Genomic DNA, 26136 nt, shown 5'->3' with positions numbered 1-26136 from the left:
GTCCTTTGTTCTCGCGGATGTTGTCATCCGTCGCTTAGTTGACCATCCGTTCGCCCGACCAATGGGCCGCGCGCAGGGCTTTCTTGTCCATCTTGCCCGCCGCCGTTCGGGGGATGGCGGGGACGAAGGCGATGCTTTTGGGCGCTTTCACCCCGCCCAGCCGGGCCTTGGCATGGGCGATGATGGCAGCTTCATCGATTTCGTCGGCCACGACAATGGCATGGACCGCCTCGCCCCATTTGGCGTCGGGAATGCCGATGACGGCACATTCGCGTACCGCCGCCAGTTCGGTGATCGCGGCCTCCACCTCGGCGGTGAACACATTGAATCCGCCAGACACGACCATGTCCTTCTTGCGATCGACGATGTAGAGAAAGCCATCGGCGTCACGACGGGCAATGTCGCCGGTGTGGTGCCAGCCGAAGGTGCGGATGTCCGCCGTTTCCTGCGGCAGCGCATGATATTCGCGCGATACCAGCGCGCCGCGCACCACCAGTTCGCCTGCCTCGCCATCGGGCAGCAAATGGCCATCATCGTCCATGATGCCGACCATGACCGATCGGGTCGGCAGGCCGCAGCTGGCGAGCCGTTCGGGGCGGTCGCCTGCCGCCGCCGCCGCCACGACTTCGGGCGAAAGCCAGGTGACGATCATCGGCGCTTCGACCTGCCCATAGGCCTGGCAGAGGCACGGGCCGAACAGTTCCACTGCGCGGCGCAGTTTTTCCGGGGAAACAGGGGAGCCGACGAGCAGGAAGATTTCGAGCGATGAGGTGTCCGCCGCCGCCAGTTGCGGCGCATCAAGCAGGCCGTAAAGCGCTGTGGGCGGCATATAGACATGGGTGACACGGTGCGTGGCGATTGCATCCAGCACGGCGGCAGCGTCGAAGCCGGGCAGAATGATCTGGGTCGCGCCCAGCGACAGCGTCGCCAGCGCGACTGGCCCGGCGGCATGGGTGATCGGCGCGACCACCAGCGACACGGGCGCGTCGGTGCGGCCATCGACCGCCTGCGCCACCGTCTCGATCATCGTACCCCAACCGCTATTGGTGACGACCACCCCCTTGGACGGGCCGGTGGTGCCGCCGGTGGGGAAGAGGCCCACGACATCGTCGGGCCGACCGAACGGGTCGGACAGGTCGGGCAGGGCTTCACCATCGGCCCCGGCGATGAACTGGTCAAGCGAGGGGTCGCCATCCTGCGCCCGATCGAGGCAGATGAACCGCGTCAGGGCGGGAACGCGCGCTTTGAGTTGCATCACGTCGGCCGACTGGCTGCTATGATAGAAGAGCCAGCTACAGCCGACATAGTCGAGATAGGCGGCGTTCGCGTCGATCGCGTTGCGGGTGTTGACCGGCACCCACTGGCCATTGGCGCGCCATATGGCGAGCAGGGCAACCATCATCGCGGCGCTGTTGGGACCGTAGAGCGCGACCGGTTCCTGATTGCGAAAACCCGCGGCATAGAGCGCAACGGCGATCCGCCGGGTCAGCTTGCTGACCTCCGCAAAGCTCAACCTTTCGCCGCTGGCCGCGTCGATCAGGCAGATATGGTCGAGGGCGATGCCATGGCCCCGGTCGAAATAGTCGATCGCACGCATTATCTCAGCCCCAGCGGTTAATCTCCGGGCCGGGCGCCCAGATCGCTTCGGGATGCGCTACGGTGGCAAGGCCGAGCGCCCGCGCCACCGCCGGGCGGGCGCGCAAACGGGCTTCCCAGGCGTCGGTCAACGGCGAGGCGGCAAAGGCACTCGGCACGATGCCCCGCATCCCCGCCAGCCAGGCGTAGCTTTCCAGATCGGCGATCGAAAAATTCCCCATCAGCCAGTCCCGCCCGTCCGCCAGTTGCGTTTCGATCTTCTCGACCGCCTGCCCGATCTTCGCGCGGCTGTCGGTCAATTGCGCGTCGTCTGCGCGACCCGCCACTGCGTCACGCCAGCGTCCCTCCAGGTCCGCGCTCACTATTCCGGCGGGGACGGCAGCGGGAGGTGCGGAGGCCACGCCCAGGCAGGCAACGGCAGGGGCAACACGCTCGATCACATAACGGCACCAGGCCATCATCTGCCAGCGGGCATAGGGATCGGCAGGGCGCAGTGCCGGGCCGCTGCCCACTTCATCGAGATAGCAGGCCAGAAACACGCTGTCGGTCATGGCGACGCCATCGACCACCAGCACCGGTCCTTCGCCCTCGATCGACTGGTCGACTTCAAGCGGGTGGGGCAGGGCGGTCGAATGACGTTCGCCCGCGACCAGATCAATCGCGCGCAAGTCCAGATCGACATCCTTCTCGAATGCCGCGGCCAGCACGGTGAAGGACGGGCCATTGGGCTGGCCATGGTAAAGAATGGTCGTCATGCCGGTTCGCCTTCGAGCAGGGAGATGCGGCGGGCGAGGTCGGTGCGGCCCAGCGCCCAGCAGGCGCGGGTCGCGGGGCGCGCATAAATGGCGCGCAGCCAGCGCATGATGTTGGGGGTCAGGCTGTCATTGCACAGCTGCGGCTGCGACAGCGGCATGGCATAGGCGAGGTTGAAGCCGTTTATGTCGGCAAGTCCATAGCTGTCCGCCGCCAGCCATTCACGCTGGCCCAGTGCCTGCTCCAGATAGGTAATGCCAAGCGCCACGCGACGCTGGGATTCCGCCATCTCCTCCGCCGAAAAAGCGCCGTTGATCGCCTTGCGCCAGGCAACGCGCCGTTCGGGCATCGGGATGCGGTCGATCGCCGCTTCCAGTTCAACGGGGTCTTTCTGCCGCACCGAAGGGCCGACGAACACGCTCCATCCTATCATCGAGAAGCTGGGGGCGAGCCACTGATCAAGGAACTTCATCCACCAGCGCGTGCGCCATTGGTCCACCGGGTCGGCGGGCATCAGGCGCGGGCCGTCGAACGCCTCATCGACATATTCCATGATCGCGGTGGATTCGGTCAGCACATACTGCCCATGGGTCATGGCGGGAATGGTGCCGAGCGGGTTGACCGCGAGATAATCGGGCTTGTGCTGGTCGAAATTCAACAGGTCGAGATAATGGCTGTCGAACGCCACGCCCTTCTCAAACAGCGCCAGCATCGGCTTGCCCGAATTGGCGTTGGGTTCCCAATGATAGAGGGTAACGTCGGTCATGCCGATACTGTCTCCGTGGTCCAGAGGACCGGGCGGCGCGAGGCCGCCCGGCCAGGCGGGGATTAGAATTTCTTTTTGACCGAGATCGCCCATTCGCGCGGGTTGCCAGGGCGCCCCTTGCGCACGCCCGCCCCTGCGCCACGCAGGTCGAACACCGACAGGAAATAATATTTGTCGAACAGGTTGGTGACTTCGAGCGATATATCGAGGTCGTTGTCGGCATTCGCCCAGGTCAGTCGCGCATTGGCGAGCGTATAGGCGGGCACGAAGTTCAGGATACGCTCGGTTCCTACCACCGATGGCCCGGCATATTTCCTGTCCTCATAGGTGACGTCGAAACGAGGGGTCAGGCTGCCTGCGCTGTCGAGATCGATCTTATACTGCGCGCCAAGGCTGAACTTCCAGGGGGGCGAGACTGGCGGATCGTCGGCCGACACGCCGCCCGGATTGGTGGGATAGGCCGCCGCCGGGCTGAGGCTGCCCGCCTTATATTTGAAGTCCAGATAGCTGACCGATGCGTCGATCGCCAGGCCATCGACCGGATAGGCGGTCAGTTCCGCCTCGAACCCCTTGACCTGCGCGTCGCCTGCATTGAAGCGGGCGGCGCAGGGCGCATCGGGACAGGTCAGCACCGGGATCTGGATGTCGGTATAATCGTTGATGAAGGCAGCGGCGTTGAAGCGCAGGCGGCGATTGAGCAGGTCGCTCTTTAAGCCAATCTCATAGGCCTGGAGCTTTTCCGGTTTGAACGGGATCACCTGATTGGAATTGAACGGGCGCGGGTTGCTGCCGCCACCCTTGAAGCCGGTCGAAACGGACGCATAGACCAGCAGCGAGTCTGACAGGCGATAATCCACCGCGATGCGGTAATCGAGCCGCTTGGCGCGATATTTGGCGGTCAGACCCGACAGGGCGGTGACGGTTTCAGTGGTGTTGCCGTTGAAATTATAATCGAGCGTGTCCGGCCCGGCATAGCCGATCCCATAAATGGTGCCGACCGGATCGAGAAAGCGGTTAACGGTGCCGTCGAAGTTCAACCGATAATAGGTCTGATCCTTCGATTCATCAGTATAGCGCAGGCCACCGCTCAGTGTCATGCGCTCCATCGGTTTCCATGACAGATGCGCGAACACCGCCTTGGCGTCGGCCCTGGTCGGATCGGGCTGGCGGAATTGCAGCGGGAATACCGGGACGTAGCGAATGTCCTGCAGCGAGTCATAGGTCGACTTCTGCTTGAAATAATAGCCGCCGATCGTCGCGTTGATCGTATCACCCAGCGACGCATTGAGCCGGACTTCCTGGCTGAAGCTCCAATTTTCCAGATAGTTGCGTCCAAATCCGAGATTGGCTGGCGACAAATCTTCGTCGGAATCGAACAATGTTTCAAAGGCGCGATAGCCGGTGATCGAGGATAGCGCGACATTGTCGTTGAGCTTGTAGTTGATCTGGCCCGATACGCCCCAGCCCTTGTACAGGCTGCGGTCGTTGCCGGCGGTCGATGCCAGCGGCGTACCGGCTGCACCCAGCGGATCGACGGGGATCGGCGGCACCCACACGCCCGCGGGCTGGCCTGTGCCGCTATAGTTGCAATAGCGCCCGCAGATGAAGCGATTGTCATAGGGTACGCCTGGTGCGGGATTGGTATTGGGGGAATTGACCGTGCTGGTCTCCAATATCACTTCGCCCGCCATCGTATGTTCGTCGCGCGTATAGTCGCCGATCACGGTAACATCCAGCTTGTCGCTCGGCTCCCAAAAGACAATGCCACGGATCGCCTGATAGCCCACGCCGCCCAGCTTGCTGATGGTGCATTTGCCCGCAGGCTGGGTTGCTGCGATGCCGCTGCCCGGATTGGCGCAGCCATAGTCGACACGATCGACAAAGCCGTCCTGTTGCCGAGCGACACCAGAAATGCGCGCAGAGAGCGTATCGGCAATCTTGAAGTCGGCGGCGGCGCGGATGCCAATGCGGTCGCGAATACCGTAGCTCAGCTCGACAAAGCCGCCGCCGTCGCCCGATGGCCGCTTGGAATAGAGCTTGATCGCGCCGCCTTCAGCATTGCGCCCCGCCAGCGTCCCCTGCGGGCCGCGCAAAATCTCGACCCGGTCGAGATCGAGCAGCTCAAACACTGCGCCTGTCAGTTGGGGATAATAGACGTCGTCAATATAGATGCCGACCCCCGGTTCATAGGCGGGGTTAAAATCATTCTGGCCAACGCCACGGATGCTGGCGGAAATGGACGGGCCAAAGGACGCGCCCATGGGCTTGAGAGAGACGTTGGGGGCCGCGTCGGCGACCTGGGCCAGATTGACCTGGCTCTTGGCTTCCAGCTCCGCCGCGCTGACCGCGGTAATGGAAATGGGCGTGTCCTGTAACCGCTGTTCGCGGAACTGGGCGGTGACGACGATGTCAGCGACCATGCCCGGCGACAGCGTTTCCTGCTCGGCGGCCTGTGGTGCCGTCTGCGGTGGTGCAGATGACTGCGCCGATGCTGGCGTGGTGATTGCGAGGATGGACGCCGACGCCAACAGGGCGTGCGTCATCGTGGTACGAAGCGCGTACTGCATGGGAAATCCCCTCTCCTAAACCGGCTTGAGATCCGTCCTGCCCGGACGTGACCCGCCAATGACGCTGCCGTGCGTCGATTGTTAGTAAGGCATACAATTTTCTGCGTTGCAAGAGCCTCCGTGACCCCGCAACGACTATCTGACGCAATATTTGGCAATATTACGAGAGAGCAAATAATGCTGTTATTTATATTGGTGGTATTGACAGTAACAGGTTCAAAACAGGCCCATCGACAACTGTTTGAAAAGCCGTGCTTCTGCCTTTTTACCGGTCAGACATAGACGCGGCGCAGCAGTTCCACCAACATCGCGGTTTCGGCCGGACTGAACCGGGCCTTGAGCCAATTTTCATGCTCGGCAATGCAAGTGCGCGCCGCCGCCAGCGACTCGCGCCCCGCGTCGGTCAGGCTGAGCGTCTGGCGCCGGCGATCCTGCGTGGATTCGCCGCGTTTCAGGAAACCGCGATCCTGCATCCGGTTGACGATCGCCATCACGCTGGCCCGGTCCATCTTCAGCCGACGGCCGATGTCGGCCTGTGCGATAGCGGGCTGATCCTCGATCAGCCACAGCACCGCGACCTGCTTCTGGGTCAGGCCAAGGTCGCTGAATGTCTCGGTAAAATGCTGATAGACCGCCGCACTTGCCAGCCGAATGTGGAAACCGACCAGCCCGTCAATGCCGCTGAGGCGCGGATCGGGAAACAGGGTGAGCGGATCGAGATCATTGTCCATGGTATTCATAGTAACAGTGTGGAGACTAAAGGGCTGAGCGTCAATCCTGCGGCTTGAAAATATGTGTGGGTTACATACAATATGGCCAACAATCATAAGCAGAGGATCAACCGTGGCGCATTTCCCCGAAACGCCCTCCTTCACCGGATTCAACACGCCGTCACGGATCGAGGCGGACATTGCCGATCTGGACATTGTCGGCGCGGTGCCGCCCGAACTGGACGGCGCCTTCTACCGGGTACAGCCCGACCCGCAATTTCCGCCACGGCTGGGCGACGACATCGCTTTCAACGGCGATGGCATGATCACCATGTTCCGCTTCCATGACGGCCGGGTCGATTTCCGCCAGCGCTGGGCGAAAACCGACAAATGGAAGCTGGAGCATGAGGCGGGGCGCGGGCTGTTCGGCGCCTATCGCAACCCGCTGACCGACGACGAGTCCGTCAAGGGCCAGATCCGTGGCACCGCCAACACCACCGCCTTCATCCATGGCGGCAAACTCTATGCGCTGAAGGAGGACAGTCCTGCGCTGGCGATGAACCCGGCGACGCTGGAGACGGACGGCTATACCCGTTTTGGTGGCGCGATGACGGGCCAGACCTTTACCGCCCACCCCAAGATCGACCCGGCGACAGGGGATATGATCGCCTTCGGCTATGCGGCCAGGGGGGTGCTGACGCGCGACATGACCTATTATGTCGTGTCAGCCGACGGGACGCTGAAACAGGAGCTTTGGTTCGAGCTGCCCTATTATGCGATGATGCATGATTTCGCGATCACGCCCGATTATGCGCTGTTCCATGTCGTTCCCAGCACGTCCAGTTGGGAACGGCTGGAGCAGGGCTTGCCGCATTTCGGTTTCGACACGACGCTGCCCGTTTACCTGGGCGTCCTGCCGCGCCGGGCCGATGCGACCGCTGCCGACATACGCTGGTTCAAGCGCGACAATTGCTTTGCCAGCCATGTCATGAACGCCTTTCAGGAGGGGACGAAAATCCATTTCGACACGCCTGAAGCCAAGAATAATATGTTCCCCTTCTTCCCCGACATCCATGGCGCGCCGTTCAACCCGCAGGAGGCGGCGAGTTTCCTGACCCGATGGACGGTCGACATGGCCTCCAATGGCGATGATTTTGCAGGCACCCGGCGGCTGACCGGCATGATGGGTGAATTTCCGCGCATCGATGATCGCTTCACCGGGCTGCCCTATCGCTATGGCTGGATGCTGGTAATCGATCCCACCCAGCCGGTTGAGCTGAAGGGCGGTAGCGCGGGCGGCATGATCATGAACACGCTGGGCATGGTCGATCATGCGACGGGCCAGGAGCAAAAATGGTGGTGCGGGCCGGTCTCGTCCCTCCAGGAACCCTGCTTCATTCCGCGATCGGCCGACGCGCCGGAGGGGGACGGCTGGATCGTCATGGTCTGCAACCGGCTGGCCGACCATCGGTCCGACCTGTTGCTGTTCGATGCGACCGACATCGCCAAGGGACCGATAGCGCAGGTCCGCGTGCCGATCCGCCTGCGCTTTGGCCTGCATGGCAATTGGGCAAACGCCGACCAGATCGGACTGGCGGCTTAGGGGCTTTCTCGAAATGCGCGAAAGAGCGCATTTCGGTTACCGCACCGGCCCTCACCCCCACCCGACCTCCCACAGAGTGTATCCTGATTGGGAGGTCGGGTGGGGGTGAGGGCCGGTGCGGGTCTTAGACCTTCAGACCGGCTCCCCCGCCGCACGGGCGCGGGGGAGCAGGCTGGCATGGTCGCGCTCGACCCGGAACAGGATGATCAGCAGCAAGATGACGATCACCGGCGCGACCCAGTTGATCGCCAGGATCGCCCCGCCCAGATCGCCCCCGCGCGCATCGCTGATCATGCCCACGACATAGGGACCTGTCCCCAGGCCGAAGATGGTCGAGACGACGACATAGAGGCTGACGGTCAGTCCCCGCATCCGCGGCAACACCTGTTCGAACATCAACGCATAGATGGGCGGCATCCACATCGTCAGGATCAGGCTGTACAGGGTGAAGCGCAGGTAGAAATCGGCTGCATCCGGGGCGCGATAGACCCAAAGCGCGACGAATGGCGACACCCCCATGGCGAACAGTGCCACCCACACCCGGCGCGACAGGCGATGCGCGCCGATGCGGTCGGACAGGGGACCGGCGATCATCGGGCCGATGATGCCCAGACCCGCCGAGAGCAGACCGAACTGCATCCCCGTCACCGCTGGCGACAGGCCATAGGCCTTCATCAGGAAGGATGGGGTAAAGCCCATCACGCCGTAATTGATTACACATTGCAGCGCGCCCGCGGCGATGCAGAGCAGCAGCGAGGGCTTGCCGGTGATGACGGCGAAGGCCACCGGATCGCGCCGTTTGAGATTTTGCAGCAGGTTGGCGATGACGAAAGCGCCAAAGCCGATGACGCTCCACTGGACGACATGCGGGCTGACCGAAAATCCGCCGAGCAGCAAGGGCGGGCGCGGCGACACTATCTGCGCCCCATGCATCGCGCCAAGTGAAGCGAGTATGATCAGCGCCAGCAAGCCGACATTCAGCGTCCATTCCCTGCCGCTGGCGCGCGCCTGCCGTAGGCTCAGCCAATGGACGCCCGGCGTGACCGCCGCCAACACCGCGAAGCTGGCGCGGAAGGGGTAGGGATCGGGCGGGGTGGCGATGCCGTCGATCGCGCCGCGCTGCGGCTCCTTGAGCCGCGCCATCAGCATGGCGATGATGAAACCGGGCGCAGCAGCGACGGCGAAGGCGAATTGCCAGCCCGCCAGTCCCAGCGGTGCGTTCCCCCCAGCATAGCGCGCACTCCACCATTGCGCTGCAACCCCGCCGATGATCAGCGATCCGCCAAGACCCATGGCGATGGCCGCCGCAATGACCGCCATGACGAGGCCGCGCCGCTGCTGCGGGAAATAATCATAGGCCAGGCTCGTACCCGCCGGCTGGGCTGCTGCCTCCCCAATGCCCACGCACAGGCGCGAAAGCATCAGGGTGAAGAAGCCCCCGGCAAAGGCGGCCCCGGCGGTCGCGATCGACCAGAAACTGATGCTGGTCGCCAGCAACCGCGTGCGGATCCAGCCATCGGCCAGCCGCCCCAGAGGCAGCGAGAAAAGCGCGTAAAAAAGCGCGAACACCGTGCCGTAGAGCAGCCCCATCTCCGCGTCGCCGATATGCAGGTCCGCCTTGATCGCGGGGGCCAGGATGGCGAGGATATTGCGATCGAGCAGGCTGACCATATTGGTCGCCGCCACCAGCGCCAGCGCATAATAGGCCGTCCTGCGTGGTGGCACGATGATGCTCACAGGGCGAACAGGCGCTGGGCGTTGGTCTGCATCAGCTTGCGCTTGGCCGTGTCGGATATGTCGAGCAGGTCATGGGCGCGCACCTCGTCCGGCACATATTGATAGGGATAGTCCATCGCGTACAGCACCCGATCCTCCCCCAGCACTTTTTGCGCAAACTGGATCGCGGGTTCCCACGCCATGCCACTGGTCGTGACGCTGACATTGCTGCGCATATAGTCGTGGATCGTCTTGTTGAGCGGTTTCATCCGTTCATAGCGCTGCGACCGCACGCCGGCCTGATGCATATAATCCAGCCGATAGAGCCAGTAGGGCAGCGCCTCCCCCATATGGCCGACGACGATCTGGAGGTCGGGATAGCGGTCGAAAATGCCGATGGTGATGAGGCGCAGCAGGTGCATCCCCGTCTCCACGCCAAAGCCGAAGATCGCGCCGTCCAGCCCCGCGTCGAGCATCGGCCCGATCATTGCGTCGGGCGGGGTCGAGGGGTGGATGTAGAGCGGCTGGCCGGTGTCGGCCAGAGCGCGGAAAATCGGATCGAATTTGGGATCGTCGAGATATTCGCCCTGGGTATGGCTGTTCACCATCACGCCCTTGAAGCCGAGATCGCGCGCCCCGCGCCGGATTTCGGCGGCGGACCAGTCGGGGTCTTGCGGGGCGATGGAGGTCATGCCGACGAAGCGCGTCGGGTGGGCGGCGCAGCGGTCGGCGAGATGATCATTGGCGCGCGCCACCATCGCCTTGGCCTCGGCCATGTCCAGCAGTGGCTGCACGCCGGGCGAGGTCAGCGAGAGGATGGCGACGTCGATGCCGGTCGCGTCCATATCCGCCAGCCGCCGCTCACCAAGGTCCAGCAACCGGTCGATAATCTGCGTCGCGCGGGGCGATGGCGACTGGCCGTAAAAGCCCCAGAGCGACACCATCCCTCGATCCGCACTGCCATCACGCACCATGCGCAGATAGGCGTCGATCTGCTCTCGCGTGGCAAAGGCTTCCTCGGTCGCGATGCGGAGGTAGCCTCGGTCTCCGCCAATGTTCAATGCGTGCGTCATGGCTTATCCTTCGTGGATGGCTTTGGTGACGAGGCAGGCATCAATGCCTTCCGGCCCGTCCTCCGCGCCATGGCCCGACCATTTGACCCCGCCAAAGGGCGAGTCCGACCCGCCGATCATCGCGGTGTTGATCCCCACCATCCCCGCCTCGATCGCGCGCGCGACCCGGCGCTGGCGCGCGGCGTCGCTGGTCCAGGCATAGGCGGCCAGCCCATAAGGCAGGCGATTGGCCTCAGTAATCATCGCAGCTTCGTCAGCGAAGCTGTTGATCAGCGCTACCGGTCCGAACGGCTCTTCATTCATGATCGCTGCGGTCAGCGGGGTGCCGGACAGTACAGTGGGCGCGTAGAAATAGCCCGCATTGCCGATCCGCGCGCCGCCGATTTCGAGACGGGCGCCTTTCTCCACCGCGTCACCGATCAACCGGTCCATCGCGTCGAGCCGCCGGGCATTGGCCATTGGCCCCATGACGCTGCCATCGACCAGACCATCACCGACGACAATATTCTCCACCCGCTCGACAAAGCCTGTCAGGAAGCGGTCATAAACGCCCGATTCCACGATGAACCGGGTCGGCGACACGCAGACTTGCCCGGCATTGCGATATTTGCCCGCCACCACCGTATCGAGCGCGCGGTTGAGATCGGCATCGTTGAAGATCAGCACCGGGCCATGGCCGCCCAGCTCCATCGTCGTGCGCTTGCAATCCTCCGCCGCCAGCTTGGCCAGATGCTTGCCCACGCTGGTGGAACCGGTGAAGCTCATCTTGCGGATGATGGGGGAGGAGAGGAGATGCCGCGACACTTCGTCCGGCACGCCGAATATCGCCTGCGCCACATCGCCCGGCAGGCCCGCGTCGATCAGGCATTGCAAGATGCCGAGTGCGGACGCCGGGGTTTCTTCCGCCGCCTTCAGGATCACCGAGCATCCCGCCGCGATCGGCGCGCCCAGCTTGCGTCCCGGATTGCCCAGCGGAAAATTCCATGGCGCAAAGGCGGCGACCGGGCCGACCGGCTCCTTCGTCACCGTCGATCGCTGGCCCGCCGGACGCACCAGCGCGCGGCCATAGAGGCGGAACGTCTCGCCCGCATAGAAATTGAACAGGCCGACATTCATCATCACTTCTATGCGCGCTTCGGCCAGCGTCTTGCCCTGTTCCAGCGTGGCGATGCGGGCAAGTTGCTCCTGCCGCTCGACCATCAGCCGGGCCGCGCCCTGCAACACCGCCGCGCGCTCCTGCGGTGTGGACTCGCGCCAACGCAGGAAGCCGCGTTGCGCCGCCGCCAGTGCAGCGTCCAGATCCGCCGCGTCGGCCAGCGGCAATTCGGCCAACGTCTCGCCCGTGGCGGGGTTGACGACGCTGTGGGTGCGCCGCCCTCCCCCCGCGACGCGCTGGCCATCGATCATCAGATAGAGGTCTGGATAGGTCATGAGGGTCAGACGCTCACAGCTTCGCGGGCAGCGCGTTCACGGTCGATATCGCCCTGCCAGCGTTCCGCAACGATCTCTTCGCCAGTCACCGGATGCTTCATATGGAAGGGCACGACCTTGTGCGTCGGCCACAACCAGGCATCCTCGATCAGCGCGTCGGGACCGGTCGGGTCGGCGGGATAGACTTGCTTGGGGAAGGGGACATATTCCGGCCTGGTATTGGCCCAGCCGGTGTCGAAATCGGCGTGCCATTGCGGCAGATAGTTCAGGATCGCGATGCGCCAGATGCCATCCACCTTCCTGTAGGTGTTTTCATAGATGCCGCCTTCCCACCATTGGCGCGGCCCCAGCATCGGGTTGGACGGGTCGCAATGATCCTTGTGCCGCCCCGCCTGCATCATCGACCGGGCGCGGGCATGGGCGGTGACGCCATCGTCGGCAATATCGACAATATCCTGCAACTGCGGATGATCGAGGAGGAAGCCGTCGATCGGCCCGTTGGTGCCATGGGTAAAGCGCTTCTGGAACCGATCGACATAGAGGCGACGTATCCCCTCCTTGCCGCGCCAGATGCCGCCGAAGAAGCGTACTTCGCCATCGTCGGTGAACAGATCGACCGTTTCCTTATAGAGGCATTTGTCGATCAGATAGCCGTAGAGATATTGCAGCTTGCGCACGTCCAGCTCATCCTCGCGCCGTTGCAGGCGGCTGGACAGGCTGGCGACGCTCTGTTCGAGTTTGGCGATACGATCCGTGTCAGACATTCCACTCTCCCTATTGTATAGGATACTTACATAAATTCTACCTGTCAGGCAGCCTGGGCAGCGATCCGTTCCACCTCTTCGCGATAGGGACGGATGGCGCGGACCATGCAGAGCGTGGCGATGGGCAGCAGCACGCTGGCGGTCATCACCAGCGCCTTCCACAACTGGGTCGGGTCACCGACCAGATAGTCCTGCACCAGCCCGACCAGGAAACTGCCCATCGCGCCGAAGAAGGTGAACATGAACAGGTAGATCGCTGTCACCTGACCGCGCATGGCGTTGGGGGCGACGCGCTGGATGGCGGCATTTTGCGGCACGGCACCGGCCATGCCGAACATCGCGCCGACGCTCGACACCGCCAGCGAGGCGTAGCCATTGGGCATCAGCGGCGCGAGGATGGCGCAGATGGTGACACAGCCAAAGAAGATCGCGGCAGCCCGCACATTGGCGTCGGCATGGCGCTTGGCCAGCCATTCGACGAACACCCCGCCCAGCAGCAGGCCGAGCAGCGAGGCGACCAATGTCATCGATCCCATGACCGCGCCGATTTCCGCTTCGTTCCAGCCATAGGTGCGGATCATGAACGGCACGCGCCAGAATTGCAGGCCGAATACCTCGATCGCGCTCAATGCCAGTCCCGCGAACAAAGGATAATAGACCCGCCGCTTGGCGTGGATCGCCTTGGCCGCGTCCAGCCCGGTGAACGTCAGGATGCGGCGACCCAGCGGCGCGCGGTCGGGCGGCGTGATGCTATCGGGCGACACGGCCTGACGCGGCGGTTCCTTGACGGTCAGGAACAGCAAAGCGACCAGCAGCGCGGGCAGGCTCAGCCAGATCATCAGCCATTGCCAGCCCAATATTGTAAGCCCGCCATGGACGGTCGGCGCCCATCCCGCCGCCACGCCAATCAGCATACCGCCGATGACAGGCCCCAGCGTGGTGCCGCCGATGAATCCGAATTGCAGCAAAGCAAAGGCGCGGGTCAGGATGCGCGGTGGGAATGCGTCGGCCAGCAGCGAATAGGATGCAGGCGCATGGGCCGATCCGCCTGCCGCCAGGAACACCCGCGTGCCGACAAATTGTGTGAAGCTCTGCGCAATGCCGCCCAGCGCGGTGATGACGCCGATCGCCGCGACCCCGCCCGCCAGCACGAATTTGCGCGGAAAAATATCGGCCAGCCGCGCCAGCGGGATGCCCACGAACAGATAGCAGATGATGCTGGCCGGTCCCGCCAGAAAGCCAAGCTGCGAATCGGACAGGCCGAAATCCGCCTTGATCCGTTCCGCCAGCATCGCGAACACGACCTGTTCGAAAAAGGTCACAAAGGTCGCCAGGATGATGACGAACAAGGCCCAATAGGCCGCTGTCATGGAGTAGGAGGGGGCAGCAACATCCGTGGCCGGGCGCACTTGGTCCACCCACCGACTCTCGGTCGCGATCGGCGCTGGTGCCAGGGCCACAAGCCTTCTCCTCTTCCTCGCCTGCCCCTGTTGCCGGGGCGATATTTCGGCTTGGCGAATTTGTAAGTGAACTATACGAATATGGCGAGAGTAAAAATTCACGACCGTTAGAAATATGGATGAGGGAGAGAGCGATGCTGAACTTTGACGGGCGAACCGCCTTTGTAACCGGGGGTGCCAATGGCATCGGCCTGGGGCTGACCCGCGCCCTGCTGGCGCGGGGCGCGAAAGTCGCGATCGCCGATATTCGCGAGGATGCGATCGAAGCGGCGCTCAGGACGCTCGACAACCAGCATGTGATCGGCATCCCGCTCGACGTCGCGTCGCGCGGTGGCTTTGCCGATGCGGCGGAGGAGGCGGAGCGGGCGCTCGGCCCGGTCAGCCTGTTGTTCAACAATGCCGGGATCAACCTGTTCCAGACGATCGATGAGTCCAGCTATGACGATTGGGACTGGGTGATGGGGGTCAACCTCCATGGCGTCATCAACGGCGTCATGACCTTTGCCCCCCGCATCAAGGCGACGGGGCTGGGCGGCTATATCGTCAACACCGCATCAATGGCCAGCTTCCTGTGCGGCGGCGCACCGGGCATCTACAACACCACCAAATTCGCGGTCCGGGGCATGAGCGAATCGCTGCGCTACAGCCTGGCCCCGCACAATATCGGCGTGTCCGTGCTATGCCCCGGTCTGGTCAAAAGCCACATCTACGCCAGCGACGAAGTGCGCCCGGCGACGCTGAGCGATAACGCAAAGCCGGTGGACAGCACTGCCGTGGCGCGACTGGCGCAGATCCACGAATTTGGCATGGAGCCGGACGTGATCGCCGCGCGCACATTGGACGCGATGCAGGAAAACCGCTTCCACATCTTCCCGCACCCCGAATTTGAGGATGAGTTGCGGACCGTGTTTGACGAGATTCTCGCCGACTTCCGCCCTTATCCGGCCGATGCAGGTCACGACCAGCGCGTCGGGTTCGAGAAGATGCGGCGGGCGAGTTACGCCAAGGCGCGACAGGCCGCGCGCGAGCGGGCGTAGCTTACGCGGCGAACAAATCACCCTGTCGCGGCCGGGCTGGCGGCGTCGCAGTCTGGCGCGGCGCGCCGACCAGCACGCGCGCCCGTCCGGTCAGTGTATAGACCGCCTGCCGCTGCGCCCCGCGATTGAGATGATCGACGCGATAGCCCTGATAATGGCGCTTGAGCAGTCCGGCCTTCACCAGCTCGGACGCTGCCCGGCTGAGGTTCGTTTTGCCCGACGCCCGCACCCGCGTCCGCACCTCATCCTGCACCAGCGCCTCATCCGCCGCCGCGTCCCCGGTCAGCCGCTCCTCCTTGCGCAACTCCTCGCGCACCCGCTCCACCAGTGCCATGCGCCGGGGATCGCGATGCCCCATCGGCGTCAGCGCGTCGCACAGCCAGTCGCGCAACGGAACCAGCGCCTTGCCCACCCGCACCATCGGTCCCGCGCTGCCGTCAGGCCTGGCGACGTCGGCGATCAGCGTCAGCAGCATGAAGGCGTAGCGGGGGCGGGAGCAGCAATGCGACAATTGGTCGAGCAGCAACGACAAATCGCTGCCGCCGGGAATGCGGGAAGAAACGGGCGCATGAAACATAAGGTGAATCAAGCATAGTCGGCCCGCCTTGTGAATCCCTTATTTCCGCCGAGTCGCACTTTGTCGCCCGTGACACTTTGCCCTCCGGTAAAGTGTCACGGGGGAGCCTTTACCGGAGGGCGCCGCGGTGTATCAGCGCTTCAACTTCAGATGCTGCGAGAAGAATCGCGTCATGACGTCAAAGGCTTCCCGCGATTCTGGCAAGGCAGGATTGTAGAAAAGCGTTATTATACTTGGCGTATCCACGCAAAACTGCGACATAGGCTCGATCAGGAGCAAAATACTATCTCGTCCGCCCTTGCCGCCACGCACTTCGATAACGAAGAAGCGGCCTACGCTTACGTTGAGGCGCTGGTACGCTATTTAATAATCCGGATATTTACAAATTATCTCGAACGCTCTTTAGTTCTGGATGATTCAGTAGGTTTATAATATCACAAGCAGGAATTATGCATGTCATCCCACTAAGGCCTCTTACATAAGCACCCTCTGTAACCAAAGCGTGCTCTTGCGATGCTGTAGCAGACAAACCCATCTTAATCTCCCAAAGTTCAGGGAATTGACCCCAGTGAATTCCTAGCAGTCTGACTACCACATTATTGCCTACGCCCCACTTGCGGCGTGTTACTTTTGCGACATCTATTTTTCCTATATCTATAGATGGGTTTGGAATCGAAAACGGCAGCACCCTTGTCGTCCCCGGACGATAAACATAAACAGGGCTTCCAGAAAACCCAGTTCTACTATGCATGTCAGCAACTATAGAATTCCCTCGATACCCAGTTTGTTGCGTAATAGGAGCATCCATTAAACTGATAGTTCCAAAGCGGGTTGCTGGCTTATTGGTCTCGATACCATCGAAATCAACAAAACGACCGACCATAAAAACGTCATCACCAACATGCGCATCTGACGTTTCACCATCAACAAATTGAGATGTAGAAACCCACGCAGGAGACATATCTTTTGGGAGTTGGAGGGGGATTGCGGCTAAGTCCTGTTGCCCTGGAAGGAATGTCCATTCTGACGGATCTGTGTCCACAATATGAATTCTACCGTCAGGTAAGCTAAGTCGGATAACAGATGCTCCATCCTTGCAAACCACATGCCAATTGCTAACAGCATACCGAAGGGCAAGATCGGGACGAGAATTTAGCGGAGCGCCAATAATGACGCCAGAGCCTCCGTACTTGGTCCCTTTTATCGCATCTTCTCTACAGTGGTAGAGGAAGAATGTTGCTCCAAGCAATTCAAGTGACGCGCTAATATCAGGCATGCAGTGACCTCGGAAATCTGATCGGCACCAAACTTCCGGGAAACTCCAACAATGACTCGGAAGTGCTACTCACCTAATATCCCCAAGCGCGCTTGGGTACGCCAAATATAACAACGCCAAAATCTCCGGTTCAGGCGTCAGGCTCTACCCATGTGGTGGTCAGCGCGCGGGGCGAGAGATATTTGGTGGTGGTCCAGCCGCCATCGACCACGATCGTCTGCCCGTTGATGAACCCCGCGCCTGGCGAACAGAGGAAGGCGATCGTGCTGGCAATATCCTCTACCTCGCCCAGCCGGGGAAAGGGAGTCGTCTCGACATTCACCCGCTTGAACATCTCATCCTCAAACCGGTGCCGCACCATGTCGGTCATGGTCACGCCGGGCGCGACGCAATTGGCGCGGATACCGCGCGGGCCATAGTCGCAGGCGATATGCTGGGTCAGTGCGCCAAGCCCGCCCTTGGCCGCCGAATAGGCGCCGCCACGCCGCCCGCCGATCATCGCATAGGTGGAACTCACATTCACGATGCCGCAGCCTTCGCCCATATGGCCGATGACTTCACGGCACAGCCGGAACGGCGCGCGCAGCATCAGCCCCAGAAAATAGTCGAGCGTCTCATCGTCCGTCTCGTGCAGCGGCTTGGGACTGCCCGCGCCCGCATTGTTGACCAGAAAGTCGATGCGGCCGAAACGCTCAAGCGCCAGCGCGACGATCTGCGCCGGGGCGTCGTCGGCAGTGATATCGACCGACAGTGTCGCAATCTTCGCAGGATCGCCGATCACTTGTTCCAGCGTCGCCAGCTTGTCCGCGTCCCGGCCCACGCCGACGATAGCCATGCCCGCCTCGGCCAGCATCTTGGCGGTCGCCAGACCAATGCCGCTGCCTGCCCCGGTGATGATCGCAACCTGCATCGTTCTTTCCCTTTATCCTGTCTTGTCGCTTTCATATCCGCCTTCCGCGCCCGCCGCGAACCGCTGGAGCGATGCCTTGCCGGGTCGGCTTGAACCGGCGCGGGTGACGGTTCACCCACGGGGTCATATCAAGGAGCATCGCCATGGCAGACTATCGTTTTGACGATCGCGTTGCGGTCATCACCGGCGCGGGCCGGGGGCTGGGCCGCGCCTATGCGCTGCTGCTGGCGGCGCGCGGCGCGAAGGTGATCGTCAACGATCCGGGCGGTGCGATCCGGGGCGAGGGCGGGGACGATGGCCCGGCGGCGGACGTGGTCGCGGAGATCAAGGCACTGGGCGGCGAAGCGGTCGCCTGCACCGAATCGGTCGCCACACCTGAAGGCGGCCGTACCATCATCGAGAGCGCGCTCGACCATTATGGCCGCATCGACACGCTGATCCATAATGCGGGCAATGTCCGTTACGGATCGATGAAGGAATTGAGCCAGGAGGATTTCGACGCCGTCCTCGACGTCCATCTGCGCGGCGCATTCCACGTCACCCGGCCTGCCTTTCCGATCATGTGCAAGGCTGGCTATGGCCGGATCGTGCTGACCTCTTCGATCGGCGGGATTTACGGCAACGAAAATTGCGTCAATTACGGCATGTCCAAATCAGGCATGATCGGCCTCAACACTATATTGGCGCTGGAGGGGGAGGCCGAGGGCGTCCGCTCCAACATCATCGTGCCGGGCGCTGTGACCCGCATGGCCGAGGGGATTGATGTGTCGGCCTATCCGCCGATGGGACCGGAACTGGTCGCGCCAGTCGTCGGCTGGCTGGCGCATGAAAGCTGTTCGATCACCGGGCAGATGCTGGCATCCATCGCGGGGCGGGTCGCGCGGGTTTTTATCGCGGAAAGCCAGGGCGTCTATCAGCCCGACTGGTCGATCGAGGATGTCGACAACCGGATCGACGCTATCATGGACAGCGCCGATCCGGTGACGTTTGGCCTGCACGGCCATGTCGATCATATCCGCTACAGCTTCGGGCGCGCCGTCGCGGGGAAATAAGGGTCAGCTATATGGAGTTGACCCGTTCCAGCCGTGGCGACAGAAGATGGACGGCCCCCAGCGCGACGAAATAGGCGCTGCCCGCCACCGCGAAGAGCGGCGTATAGCTACCGATGCCGTCGAGGATGTAACCGGCATATTTGGCCATGACCATGCCGCCGATGGCGCCGACCGTGCCGCCGATCCCGACGACCGAACCCACCGCGCCGCGCGGGAACAGGTCCGACGGCAAGGTATAAAGGTTGGCCGAAAAGGCCTGATGCGCGGCGGTGGCGATGCCGATCACCAGCACGGCTAGCCAGAGATTGTCGATCGACTGGGCAAAGAAGATCGGCAACACCGCGCAGGCGCAAAGCAGCATCGTCAGCTTGCGCGCGGCATTGACGCTCTTGCCAGCTTTCATCAACCGGCCCGACATCCATCCGCCAAAAATGCTGCCGCCATCCGACAGCAGGTAGATCGCCACCAGCGGCGGGCCGAAGCTGATCAGGTCGAGGCCATAGCGGGTGCCGAGATAGCCCGGCAGCCAGAAAAGAAAGAACCACCAGATGGGATCAATGCAGAATTTGCCGATCGCATAGGCCCAAGTCTCCTTGACGGTGATCAGCTTGGCCCAGCCGATCGGTTCGACCGGGTCGGCGGGGTCCTGACGGATATAGGCCAGTTCTTCGGCGGTAACCTTGGGATGCTGGTCGGGGCTGCGGTAAAAGACCAGCCAGGCGATCAGCCAGAGGATGCCGAAAATACCGGTAGCGTAGAAAGCGACGCGCCAGCCATAGGCGACGGTCAGCCATGGCACCAGCAGCGGGGTGATGATCGCGCCGATATTGGCCCCGGCGTTGAACAGGCCGATGGCGAAGGCGCGTTCCTTTTGCGGGAACCATTCGGTGACCGCCTTGATGCCAGCGGGGAAATTGCCCGATTCGCCGACACCCAGGCCAAAGCGTGCCATGGCGAACTGGGTCACGCCATGCACGCCGCCATGGGCCATATGAGCGATGGTCCAGATGGTGACGGCAATCGCATAGCCAAAGCGCGCGCCGATGACATCGACCACCCGGCCAAAGCCCAGATAGCCGACCGCATAGGCCGCCTGGAACCAGAAAACGATGTTGGCATAGTCGGTTTCCGACCATTGCATTTCCGCCGACAAGGTGGGCTTCAACACGCCGATCATCTGCCGATCGACATAGTTGATCGCCGTCGCCGCGAACAGCAACGCCACCACCACCCAGCGATAGCGCCCGACCGGCGGACCCTGCACCCCTGCTTCGTTCATCATCCTGGCTCCTGTTATGGCTCGGTCGGCCGCTTGGGTTCAGCGCGGCTCTTGTGCGGCAATCGTGCAGTGCAGGACACCCAGCGGGCCGAAATCGGCGTCCACCTTCTGTCCCGGCGTCACCGGATGGACACCCGATACCGCGCCGGTCGATATCCACCAGCCTGCCTTTATCGCGATGCCTCGCGCAATCAGATTTTCGAGCAGGAACCGCACCGATCCGATCGCGCCCAGCGCGAAGGCGGCGGCAGTGCCGCTGCCGACCGGTTCGCCGTCGATGCGGGTCGTCACCGGCTGATCGGCATAAGCGCCACTGCGCCAGTCGGGCACGGCGGGGCCGATCAGTAGGCCGTTATTATTGCCAAAGTCGGAGACAGTGACAGCCGGGCCGTGGCGGTTGATCCCGGCAAAGGGCGAGCTGGCGATCTCAATGCCGATATGGACCGCATCGATATGACCGGCGGCTTCCTCCAGGGTGAAATGGGTCTTTCCGGCGGTCGGTATCGTGCCGATGCGAAAGAGAAATTCCGCTTCGACCGCGCCGAAGCCTTCGGCAAAGACCAATCCCTGCGATTGCGCATCAGCGGTCGCGACGGTCGAGGCGAAGATCGGCCCTGCCAGCCGGTCGCAACCATAGCGATCCGCCAGATCGCCCAATATCCGGCCGACTTTCCAGCCAGCGACCGCCTCTGTCATGCGCGCGAGTGCTGCGTCCTGAACGACATAGGCCTCATCCAGCGTCGCAGGGATCGGGCCGGGATAGTCGGCAAGTCCCTGTGCGGACTGTCGTGCCGCCAGAAAACGCTCTGCTGTCGCTTCGGCCGGGCTGCTGGCGCTCACTGCGAAATCCTTTCCATCCTCGTTGATCCTGTCGGTAATGGAAACCGGTGTCATTGACAAGCCGGATCACGGACAGATGCGCTGGCGGGGCGCGTAAACTGCGCTATAAGGCGCTATGGCAAAGCAGAACCAGGATGAGGGACAGGCGCCCAAGCTGACGATTAACGACATTGCCCGCATGGCGGACGTGTCGAAAAAGACGGTCAGCCGGGTTATCAATCGATCGCCGCTGCTGAACCGCGAGACGCGCGACAAGGTTGAGGCGATCATCCGGGAAACCGGCTATGTCCCCAATCCGCAGGCGCGGGCGCTGGCATTGGGGCGCAACTTCCTGATCGGGCTGGTATATGACAATCCCAATGCGCAGATGATCCTGTCGATGCAGCGCGGCATATTGGAGGCGTTGCACGGCACCGAGTTCGAGCTGGTGATTCGCCCCGTCGATCGCGGATCGAACCTGGTGATGGACGATATTCGCGGATTCGTGACGCGCCAGCGATTGTTTGGCGTGGTGCTGCTGCCGCCCATGTCGGAAAATGATGCACTGGCGCGGATGCTGGACGAGCAGGGTTGTCGCTATGTGCGGATGGGGTCGGCGGTGCTGGATGATCCTGAACATATGGTGGCGTCCAACGACAAGGAGGCGGTCGCTGACGCAGTCCGCTACCTGATCGCGCAGGGGCATCGGCGCATCGGTTTGATTGCAGGGCCACACGGTTTCCGCTCCGCGCAGGAGCGGCGCGAAGGCTTTGAGCAGGCGCTCACCGAAGCGGGGATCAGCCTGCCGCGCAGCCTGATTGCCGATGGCCAATATACGTTCGAATCGGGCCTGTCCGCGTCGGAAAGCCTGTTCGACCTGACGCCGCGCCCGACCGCGATCTTCGCCAGCAATGACGAAATGGCGGCGGGCGTGCTCTATGCCGCCCGAATGCGGGGGATTGCGGTGCCGGAGGAATTGTCGATCATCGGCTTCGACGACACACCGCTCACCACCCGCGTCTGGCCGCCGCTCAGTACGGTGCGCTGGCCGATCGTCGCTATGGGGCGCGCGGCGGCGCTCAAGCTGATCGGCACGGCGATTGGCGAGGGGTCGGAGGTCAACGAGCCGTCGATGTTCAGTTCGACATTGATCCGTCGCGCATCGGTTGCACCGCCCGCCATATCCTGATAGGCGATGCTGCATGACACCGGTGTCCAATAGGACATCTATATTGGATGAAGGACGAGGGGCCGACCATGTTCGACAAGACCTATTACGCAACCCACCCGGACATGATGGAGTGCGTCAGCAATGACGAATTGCGCGATCGCTATCTGATCGGCGGTCTGTTCCGCGATGGCGAGTGCGTGCTGAACTACACCCATGCCGAACGCTTCGTGATCGGCGGGGTCGCGGTGGCCGATGCGCCGGTGGCGCTCCCCGCGCAGACCGAACCCGCGTCCGCCGCTGGCCACCCCTTTCTGGAACGGCGCGAACTGGCGATCGTCAATGTGTCGGGCGTTACTGGCACCGTGACCGTCGATGGCGAAGCCTTTACGCTCGGCAACAAGGATTGCCTCTACGTCACCATGGGCGCGAAGGACGTGGTCTTTGCAGGCAGTGGCGCGCGCTACTATCTCGCCTCCTGCCCGGCGCACAAGGCGTTCACGACGCGCCTGATCTCGCTGGCCGACGCCACCACGCTCGAACGCGGCTCTCTGGAGGAGTCCAACGAGCGCACCATCTATCAGCTGGTCATCCCCGGCATATGCGAGAGCGCGCAGCTGGTCATGGGCCTCACCGTGCTGAAGCCCGGCAGCGTCTGGAACACCATGCCCCCGCATATTCACGAGCGGCGCAGCGAGATTTATTTCTATTTCGAACTGGATGGCCCTGCCGACCGCGTATTCCATTATATGGGCGAGGGCGACGCGATGCGGCACATCGTCATGGCGAACGAGGAAGCGGTGATCTCGCCCCCCTGGTCGATCCATATGGGCTCCGGCACCAAGGCCTATGCCTTCATCTGGGCGATGGCGGGCGAGAATCAGGATTATACCGACATGAACGTGCTGGATATCTGCCAGCTGGCGTAAACCGGACGCACAAGAGCCGTTCGTGTCGAGCGAAGTCGAGACACGCTCGCACAGCGCTCCGACAGGTTTCTCGACTTCGCTCGAAACGAACGGAATTATTGTGACCAACCCCTTCGACCTTACCGGCCAAGTCGCCATCGTCACCGGCGCGAATACCGGCATTGGGCAGGCGATCGCCCTCTCGCTGGCCGCAGCAGGCGCGGACATCGCCGCCGTTGGCCGTACCCCTGCGCTGGAGACGGTGCAGAAGGTCCGCGCGCTTGGTCGCCGGGCGGAGATCGTCTCGGCTGATCTCTCGACCATCGAGCCGGTCCAGCGCGTCGTCGACGAAACCATCGCCACGCTGGGCGGCCTCCACATCCTGGTCAACAATGCCGGGATCATCCGTAGAGCCGACAGCGTGGACTTTACCGAGGCAGACTGGGACGCGGTGATCGACACCAATTTGAAGGTGCTGTTCTTCCTGAGCCAGGCCGCCGGTCGCCACATGATCGGGCAAGGCCATGGCAAGATCATCAACATCGCCTCCCTGCTCTCCTTTCAGGGCGGCATCCGCGTGCCGAGCTACACCGCGTCCAAGAGCGGCGTCGCGGGCCTGACCAAGCTGCTGGCCAATGAATGGGCGGCCAAGGGCGTCAACGTCAACGCCATTGCCCCCGGCTATATCGCGACCAACAACACCGCCGCGCTGCAAGCCGACGAAACCCGCAACCGCCAGATCCAGGAGCGCATTCCCGCAGGCCACTGGGGCGACGCATCCGACATTGGCGGAGCCGCCGTGTTCCTCGCGTCCAGCGCCGCGGGCTACATCCACGGCCACACCCTCGCCGTCGATGGCGGATGGCTGGCGCGGTAAGATGGTCGGCGTCGATCGCCGCCATTTTGTTGCAGGCGCGATTGGCCTGAGCGCTGCGCCCGTTTTCGCTGCGCGGCCTGATCCGATCGTCGCGACGACCATCGGGCGGATCAGGGGCAGGCGGGAGGCGGGGCTGCATGTGTTTCGCGGCGTCCGCTATGGGCAGGACACGGCGCAGCGCCGCTTCCAGCCGCCGCTGCCGCCCGAACCCTGGGGCGGGATCGTTGACGCCACGGCCTTTGCGCCATCCTGCCCGCAGCGGGCGATGCAGGCGGGGACCAGCGAGGATTGCCTGTTCCTCAATATCTGGACGCCGGGGACGGAGGCTGCTGCCAAGCGTCCGGTGATGCTCTATATCCATGGCGGCGCTTATGCCAATGGCAGCGTGGTCGATCCGCTGAATGACGGGCGACATCTGGCGGCGGCGGGCGATGTCGTCGTGGTGACGGTCAATCATCGGCTCAATGCGCTGGGCTATCTCTATCTCGCACGGCTCGATCCGCGCTTTGCCGATAGCGGCAATGTCGGGCAGCTGGACCTGATCCTGGCGCTGCGCTGGGTGCGGGACAATATTGCCGCGTTCGGGGGTGATCCGGCCAATGTGACCGTGTTCGGCCAGTCGGGCGGCGGGGCGAAGATCGCGACGATGATGGCGATGCCCGCCGCCAAAGACCTGTTCCACCGCGCGATCACGATGAGCGGGCAGCAGGTGACGGCCAGCGGGCCGATCAATGCGTCACGGCGGACGGCGGCCTATCTCGATCGGCTGGGGGTGAAGCCCGATGCGCTGGCACCATTGCTGACGATGCCGGTGGCGCGGCTGATCGAGGGGCTGGAGGCGATCGATCCGATCCTGGGCGGAGGCGTCTATATGGGGCCGGTGCTGGATATGCGGTCGCTGGCGCGCCATCCTTTCTGGCCCGACGCCGCGTCGCAGGGCAATGCCATCCCGATGATACTGGGCAATACGCTGGACGAGACGCGGGCCTTTATCGACCCCGACGGGCCGCTGCTGCGGGGGCTGGACTGGGGCAATCTGGCCGCGCGGATGGCGGGGGAGTTGCGGATCGACCTGTCGCCCGAATGGATCGTCGATCAGTATCGCGGGCGCTTTCCCGACTGGACGGCGGAGCGGATATTCTATGCCGCGACGACGGCGGGGCGGAGCTGGCCGGGGCAGGTGATCGAGGCGGAAGCGCGGGCGCGGGCCGATGCGCCGACCTGGGTCTATCAGGTCGATTTCCAGTCGCCGACCCAACCGAAGCGGGGCGCGCCGCATACGATGGACATTGCGCTGGCGTTCGGGACGCTGGATGCGCCGGGGTCTTTCACCGGGACAGGCGCAGGTGCGCGGGCGGCATCGGCGGCGATGATGACGCGATTTGTCCAATTTGCGCGGGAAGGGCGGGCGGATTGGCCGCAATATCGGCTCGATCGGCGGGCAACGATGATCTTTGACGTCCAAAGCCGGGTGGAAGATGATCCGCGTGGCTGGGAGCGGGCACTGTTTGCGCGGGCGCCCTATATTCAGCCGGGGAGTTGAAAAACAAGGGCTTGGGTTCACGCGGAGGCGCGGGGACGCGGAGGGGCAGGGCGTGGAACTTCGCTAACTTCGCCCATGTCATCTATGGAGATTTGGGACGAAGTTTTGGGTCGGTTCGCGCACGGGAGTGCGTGGCCGGGTGAGGGGTGTGGACGATGGGAAGGAGCCGGGTTGCGGTATAGCAGGGCGTTGGGGGTGTAGGACAGCAGGATAGGCAAGGGTGGGATGGCGGTGGTGAGCGCTTGTCGCCA

Annotated in this window: 22 protein-coding genes; 7 read left to right on the top strand and 15 right to left on the bottom strand. The window is 62.9% G+C overall.

What is annotated here, in order from left to right:
* Positions 1–34: 34 nt before the first annotated feature.
* The 5 genes from D0Z70_RS05660 to D0Z70_RS05640 form a co-directional block, all read right to left on the bottom strand.
* Entirely contained in the window at positions 35–1597 is a 1563-nt protein-coding gene (locus D0Z70_RS05660) for an AMP-binding protein (protein WP_119744482.1), read from the bottom strand.
* Between the two features lie 4 nt (positions 1598–1601).
* Positions 1602–2351 carry a glutathione S-transferase family protein gene (locus D0Z70_RS05655; RefSeq protein WP_119744481.1) on the bottom strand — a complete coding sequence of 250 codons (750 nt, stop codon included), beginning with the start codon at positions 2349–2351 and terminating at the stop codon, positions 1602–1604.
* Positions 2348–3115 (bottom strand): glutathione S-transferase family protein, encoded by a 768-nt coding sequence (locus D0Z70_RS05650; RefSeq protein ID WP_119744480.1) that lies wholly within the window; start codon positions 3113–3115, stop codon positions 2348–2350. The genes D0Z70_RS05655 and D0Z70_RS05650 overlap by 4 nt, the downstream gene beginning before the upstream one ends.
* Positions 3116–3177: 62 nt before the next feature.
* Complete coding sequence (locus D0Z70_RS05645) at positions 3178–5682, bottom strand: TonB-dependent receptor (protein ID WP_239018819.1); 2505 nt, start codon at positions 5680–5682, stop codon at positions 3178–3180.
* 272 nt (positions 5683–5954) lie between these two features.
* The gene (locus D0Z70_RS05640) at positions 5955–6422 is read right to left on the bottom strand and encodes a Saro_0803 family transcriptional regulator (RefSeq protein WP_119744478.1); all 468 of its coding nucleotides are present in this window, start codon (positions 6420–6422) and stop codon (positions 5955–5957) included.
* A 103-nt stretch (positions 6423–6525) separates the two neighbouring features.
* Here D0Z70_RS05640 and D0Z70_RS05635 point away from each other — a divergent pair, with 103 nt between their 5' ends.
* The gene (locus tag D0Z70_RS05635; protein ID WP_119744477.1) at positions 6526–7995 is read left to right on the top strand and encodes a lignostilbene-alpha,beta-dioxygenase; all 1470 of its coding nucleotides are present in this window, start codon (positions 6526–6528) and stop codon (positions 7993–7995) included.
* Between the two features lie 132 nt (positions 7996–8127).
* Here D0Z70_RS05635 and D0Z70_RS05630 read toward each other — a convergent pair whose 3' ends face one another.
* Genes D0Z70_RS05630 through D0Z70_RS05610 form a run of 5 tightly spaced genes read right to left on the bottom strand, consistent with a single transcriptional unit; the run spans position 8128 to position 14439 of the window.
* Positions 8128–9732 carry an MFS transporter gene (locus tag D0Z70_RS05630; RefSeq protein WP_119744476.1) on the bottom strand — a complete coding sequence of 535 codons (1605 nt, stop codon included), beginning with the start codon at positions 9730–9732 and terminating at the stop codon, positions 8128–8130.
* The gene (locus D0Z70_RS05625; RefSeq protein WP_119744475.1) at positions 9729–10784 is read right to left on the bottom strand and encodes an amidohydrolase family protein; all 1056 of its coding nucleotides are present in this window, start codon (positions 10782–10784) and stop codon (positions 9729–9731) included. Before D0Z70_RS05625 ends, D0Z70_RS05630 begins: the two co-directional genes overlap by 4 nt.
* A gap of 3 nt (positions 10785–10787) precedes the next feature.
* Complete coding sequence (locus D0Z70_RS05620; RefSeq protein WP_119744474.1) at positions 10788–12215, bottom strand: NAD-dependent succinate-semialdehyde dehydrogenase; 1428 nt, start codon at positions 12213–12215, stop codon at positions 10788–10790.
* A gap of 5 nt (positions 12216–12220) precedes the next feature.
* Entirely contained in the window at positions 12221–12979 is a 759-nt protein-coding gene (locus tag D0Z70_RS05615) for a nuclear transport factor 2 family protein (protein ID WP_119744473.1), read from the bottom strand.
* A 44-nt stretch (positions 12980–13023) separates the two neighbouring features.
* Positions 13024–14439: an MFS transporter gene (locus D0Z70_RS05610; protein WP_119744472.1), complete on the bottom strand. Its 1416-nt coding sequence runs from the start codon at positions 14437–14439 to the stop codon at positions 13024–13026.
* Positions 14440–14573: 134 nt separating this feature from the next.
* Here D0Z70_RS05610 and D0Z70_RS05605 point away from each other — a divergent pair, with 134 nt between their 5' ends.
* Positions 14574–15476, top strand: coding sequence for an SDR family NAD(P)-dependent oxidoreductase (locus tag D0Z70_RS05605; protein ID WP_119744471.1), 903 nt, complete (start codon positions 14574–14576; stop codon positions 15474–15476).
* 1 nt (position 15477) lies between these two features.
* On the opposite strand, the gene D0Z70_RS05600 is transcribed toward D0Z70_RS05605, so the two are convergent.
* The 3 genes from D0Z70_RS05600 to D0Z70_RS05590 all read right to left on the bottom strand — a co-directional run bounded on the left by D0Z70_RS05600 (position 15478) and on the right by D0Z70_RS05590 (position 18239).
* On the bottom strand, positions 15478–16053 hold the full coding sequence (locus tag D0Z70_RS05600; RefSeq protein ID WP_119744470.1) for a hypothetical protein: 576 nt from the start codon (positions 16051–16053) through the stop codon (positions 15478–15480).
* Positions 16054–16432: 379 nt separating this feature from the next.
* On the bottom strand, positions 16433–17329 hold the full coding sequence (locus D0Z70_RS05595) for a S1 family peptidase (RefSeq protein ID WP_119744469.1): 897 nt from the start codon (positions 17327–17329) through the stop codon (positions 16433–16435).
* Between the two features lie 130 nt (positions 17330–17459).
* On the bottom strand, positions 17460–18239 hold the full coding sequence (locus D0Z70_RS05590; protein ID WP_119744468.1) for an SDR family NAD(P)-dependent oxidoreductase: 780 nt from the start codon (positions 18237–18239) through the stop codon (positions 17460–17462).
* A gap of 143 nt (positions 18240–18382) precedes the next feature.
* Between D0Z70_RS05590 and D0Z70_RS05585 the strand changes: the two genes are divergently transcribed.
* Complete coding sequence (locus D0Z70_RS05585; protein ID WP_119744467.1) at positions 18383–19291, top strand: SDR family NAD(P)-dependent oxidoreductase; 909 nt, start codon at positions 18383–18385, stop codon at positions 19289–19291.
* A gap of 7 nt (positions 19292–19298) precedes the next feature.
* On the opposite strand, the gene D0Z70_RS05580 is transcribed toward D0Z70_RS05585, so the two are convergent.
* Positions 19299–20570, bottom strand: coding sequence for an MFS transporter (locus tag D0Z70_RS05580; protein WP_119744653.1), 1272 nt, complete (start codon positions 20568–20570; stop codon positions 19299–19301).
* 39 nt (positions 20571–20609) lie between these two features.
* A complete protein-coding gene (locus D0Z70_RS05575) occupies positions 20610–21410 on the bottom strand; it encodes a 2-keto-4-pentenoate hydratase (RefSeq protein ID WP_119744652.1) in 801 nt (266 codons plus the stop codon).
* Positions 21411–21525: 115 nt separating this feature from the next.
* Between D0Z70_RS05575 and D0Z70_RS05570 the strand changes: the two genes are divergently transcribed.
* The 4 genes from D0Z70_RS05570 to D0Z70_RS05555 all read left to right on the top strand — a co-directional run bounded on the left by D0Z70_RS05570 (position 21526) and on the right by D0Z70_RS05555 (position 25885).
* Positions 21526–22578, top strand: coding sequence for a LacI family DNA-binding transcriptional regulator (locus D0Z70_RS05570; RefSeq protein ID WP_119744466.1), 1053 nt, complete (start codon positions 21526–21528; stop codon positions 22576–22578).
* 68 nt (positions 22579–22646) lie between these two features.
* A complete protein-coding gene (gene kduI / locus D0Z70_RS05565; protein ID WP_119744651.1) occupies positions 22647–23486 on the top strand; it encodes a 5-dehydro-4-deoxy-D-glucuronate isomerase in 840 nt (279 codons plus the stop codon).
* Positions 23487–23586: 100 nt separating this feature from the next.
* Positions 23587–24342 carry a 2-dehydro-3-deoxy-D-gluconate 5-dehydrogenase KduD gene (kduD, locus tag D0Z70_RS05560; protein WP_119744465.1) on the top strand — a complete coding sequence of 252 codons (756 nt, stop codon included), beginning with the start codon at positions 23587–23589 and terminating at the stop codon, positions 24340–24342.
* Between the two features lies 1 nt (position 24343).
* Positions 24344–25885 (top strand): carboxylesterase/lipase family protein, encoded by a 1542-nt coding sequence (locus D0Z70_RS05555; protein WP_119744650.1) that lies wholly within the window; start codon positions 24344–24346, stop codon positions 25883–25885.
* The last annotated feature ends 251 nt before the right edge of the window (positions 25886–26136 follow it).

It is taken from the genome of Sphingobium terrigena (assembly GCF_003591655.1).
Lineage (GTDB): Bacteria > Pseudomonadota > Alphaproteobacteria > Sphingomonadales > Sphingomonadaceae > Sphingobium > Sphingobium terrigena.
The sequence above is the reverse complement of the archived record's forward strand: the minus strand, read 5'-3'. Positions and strand labels throughout refer to the sequence as shown.

What these genes read in the sequence shown, in the direction of transcription:
- D0Z70_RS05625 (WP_119744475.1), bottom strand. Translation starts at nt 10,784, where the DNA reads ATGACGCACGCATTGAACATTGGCGGAGACCGAGGCTACCTCCGCATC.
- D0Z70_RS05580 (WP_119744653.1), bottom strand. Translation starts at nt 20,570, where the DNA reads ATGAACGAAGCAGGGGTGCAGGGTCCGCCGGTCGGGCGCTATCGCTGG.
- D0Z70_RS05570 (WP_119744466.1), top strand. Translation starts at nt 21,526, where the DNA reads ATGGCAAAGCAGAACCAGGATGAGGGACAGGCGCCCAAGCTGACGATT.
- D0Z70_RS05605 (WP_119744471.1), top strand. Translation starts at nt 14,574, where the DNA reads ATGCTGAACTTTGACGGGCGAACCGCCTTTGTAACCGGGGGTGCCAAT.
- D0Z70_RS05660 (WP_119744482.1), bottom strand. Translation starts at nt 1,597, where the DNA reads ATGCGTGCGATCGACTATTTCGACCGGGGCCATGGCATCGCCCTCGAC.
- D0Z70_RS05620 (WP_119744474.1), bottom strand. Translation starts at nt 12,215, where the DNA reads ATGACCTATCCAGACCTCTATCTGATGATCGATGGCCAGCGCGTCGCG.
- D0Z70_RS05590 (WP_119744468.1), bottom strand. Translation starts at nt 18,239, where the DNA reads ATGCAGGTTGCGATCATCACCGGGGCAGGCAGCGGCATTGGTCTGGCG.
- D0Z70_RS05655 (WP_119744481.1), bottom strand. Translation starts at nt 2,351, where the DNA reads ATGACGACCATTCTTTACCATGGCCAGCCCAATGGCCCGTCCTTCACC.
- kduI (WP_119744651.1), top strand. Translation starts at nt 22,647, where the DNA reads ATGTTCGACAAGACCTATTACGCAACCCACCCGGACATGATGGAGTGC.
- D0Z70_RS05585 (WP_119744467.1), top strand. Translation starts at nt 18,383, where the DNA reads ATGGCAGACTATCGTTTTGACGATCGCGTTGCGGTCATCACCGGCGCG.
- D0Z70_RS05555 (WP_119744650.1), top strand. Translation starts at nt 24,344, where the DNA reads ATGGTCGGCGTCGATCGCCGCCATTTTGTTGCAGGCGCGATTGGCCTG.
- D0Z70_RS05640 (WP_119744478.1), bottom strand. Translation starts at nt 6,422, where the DNA reads ATGAATACCATGGACAATGATCTCGATCCGCTCACCCTGTTTCCCGAT.
- D0Z70_RS05600 (WP_119744470.1), bottom strand. Translation starts at nt 16,053, where the DNA reads ATGTTTCATGCGCCCGTTTCTTCCCGCATTCCCGGCGGCAGCGATTTG.
- D0Z70_RS05615 (WP_119744473.1), bottom strand. Translation starts at nt 12,979, where the DNA reads ATGTCTGACACGGATCGTATCGCCAAACTCGAACAGAGCGTCGCCAGC.
- D0Z70_RS05595 (WP_119744469.1), bottom strand. Translation starts at nt 17,329, where the DNA reads ATGCCTGATATTAGCGCGTCACTTGAATTGCTTGGAGCAACATTCTTC.
- D0Z70_RS05650 (WP_119744480.1), bottom strand. Translation starts at nt 3,115, where the DNA reads ATGACCGACGTTACCCTCTATCATTGGGAACCCAACGCCAATTCGGGC.
- D0Z70_RS05645 (WP_239018819.1), bottom strand. Translation starts at nt 5,682, where the DNA reads ATGCAGTACGCGCTTCGTACCACGATGACGCACGCCCTGTTGGCGTCG.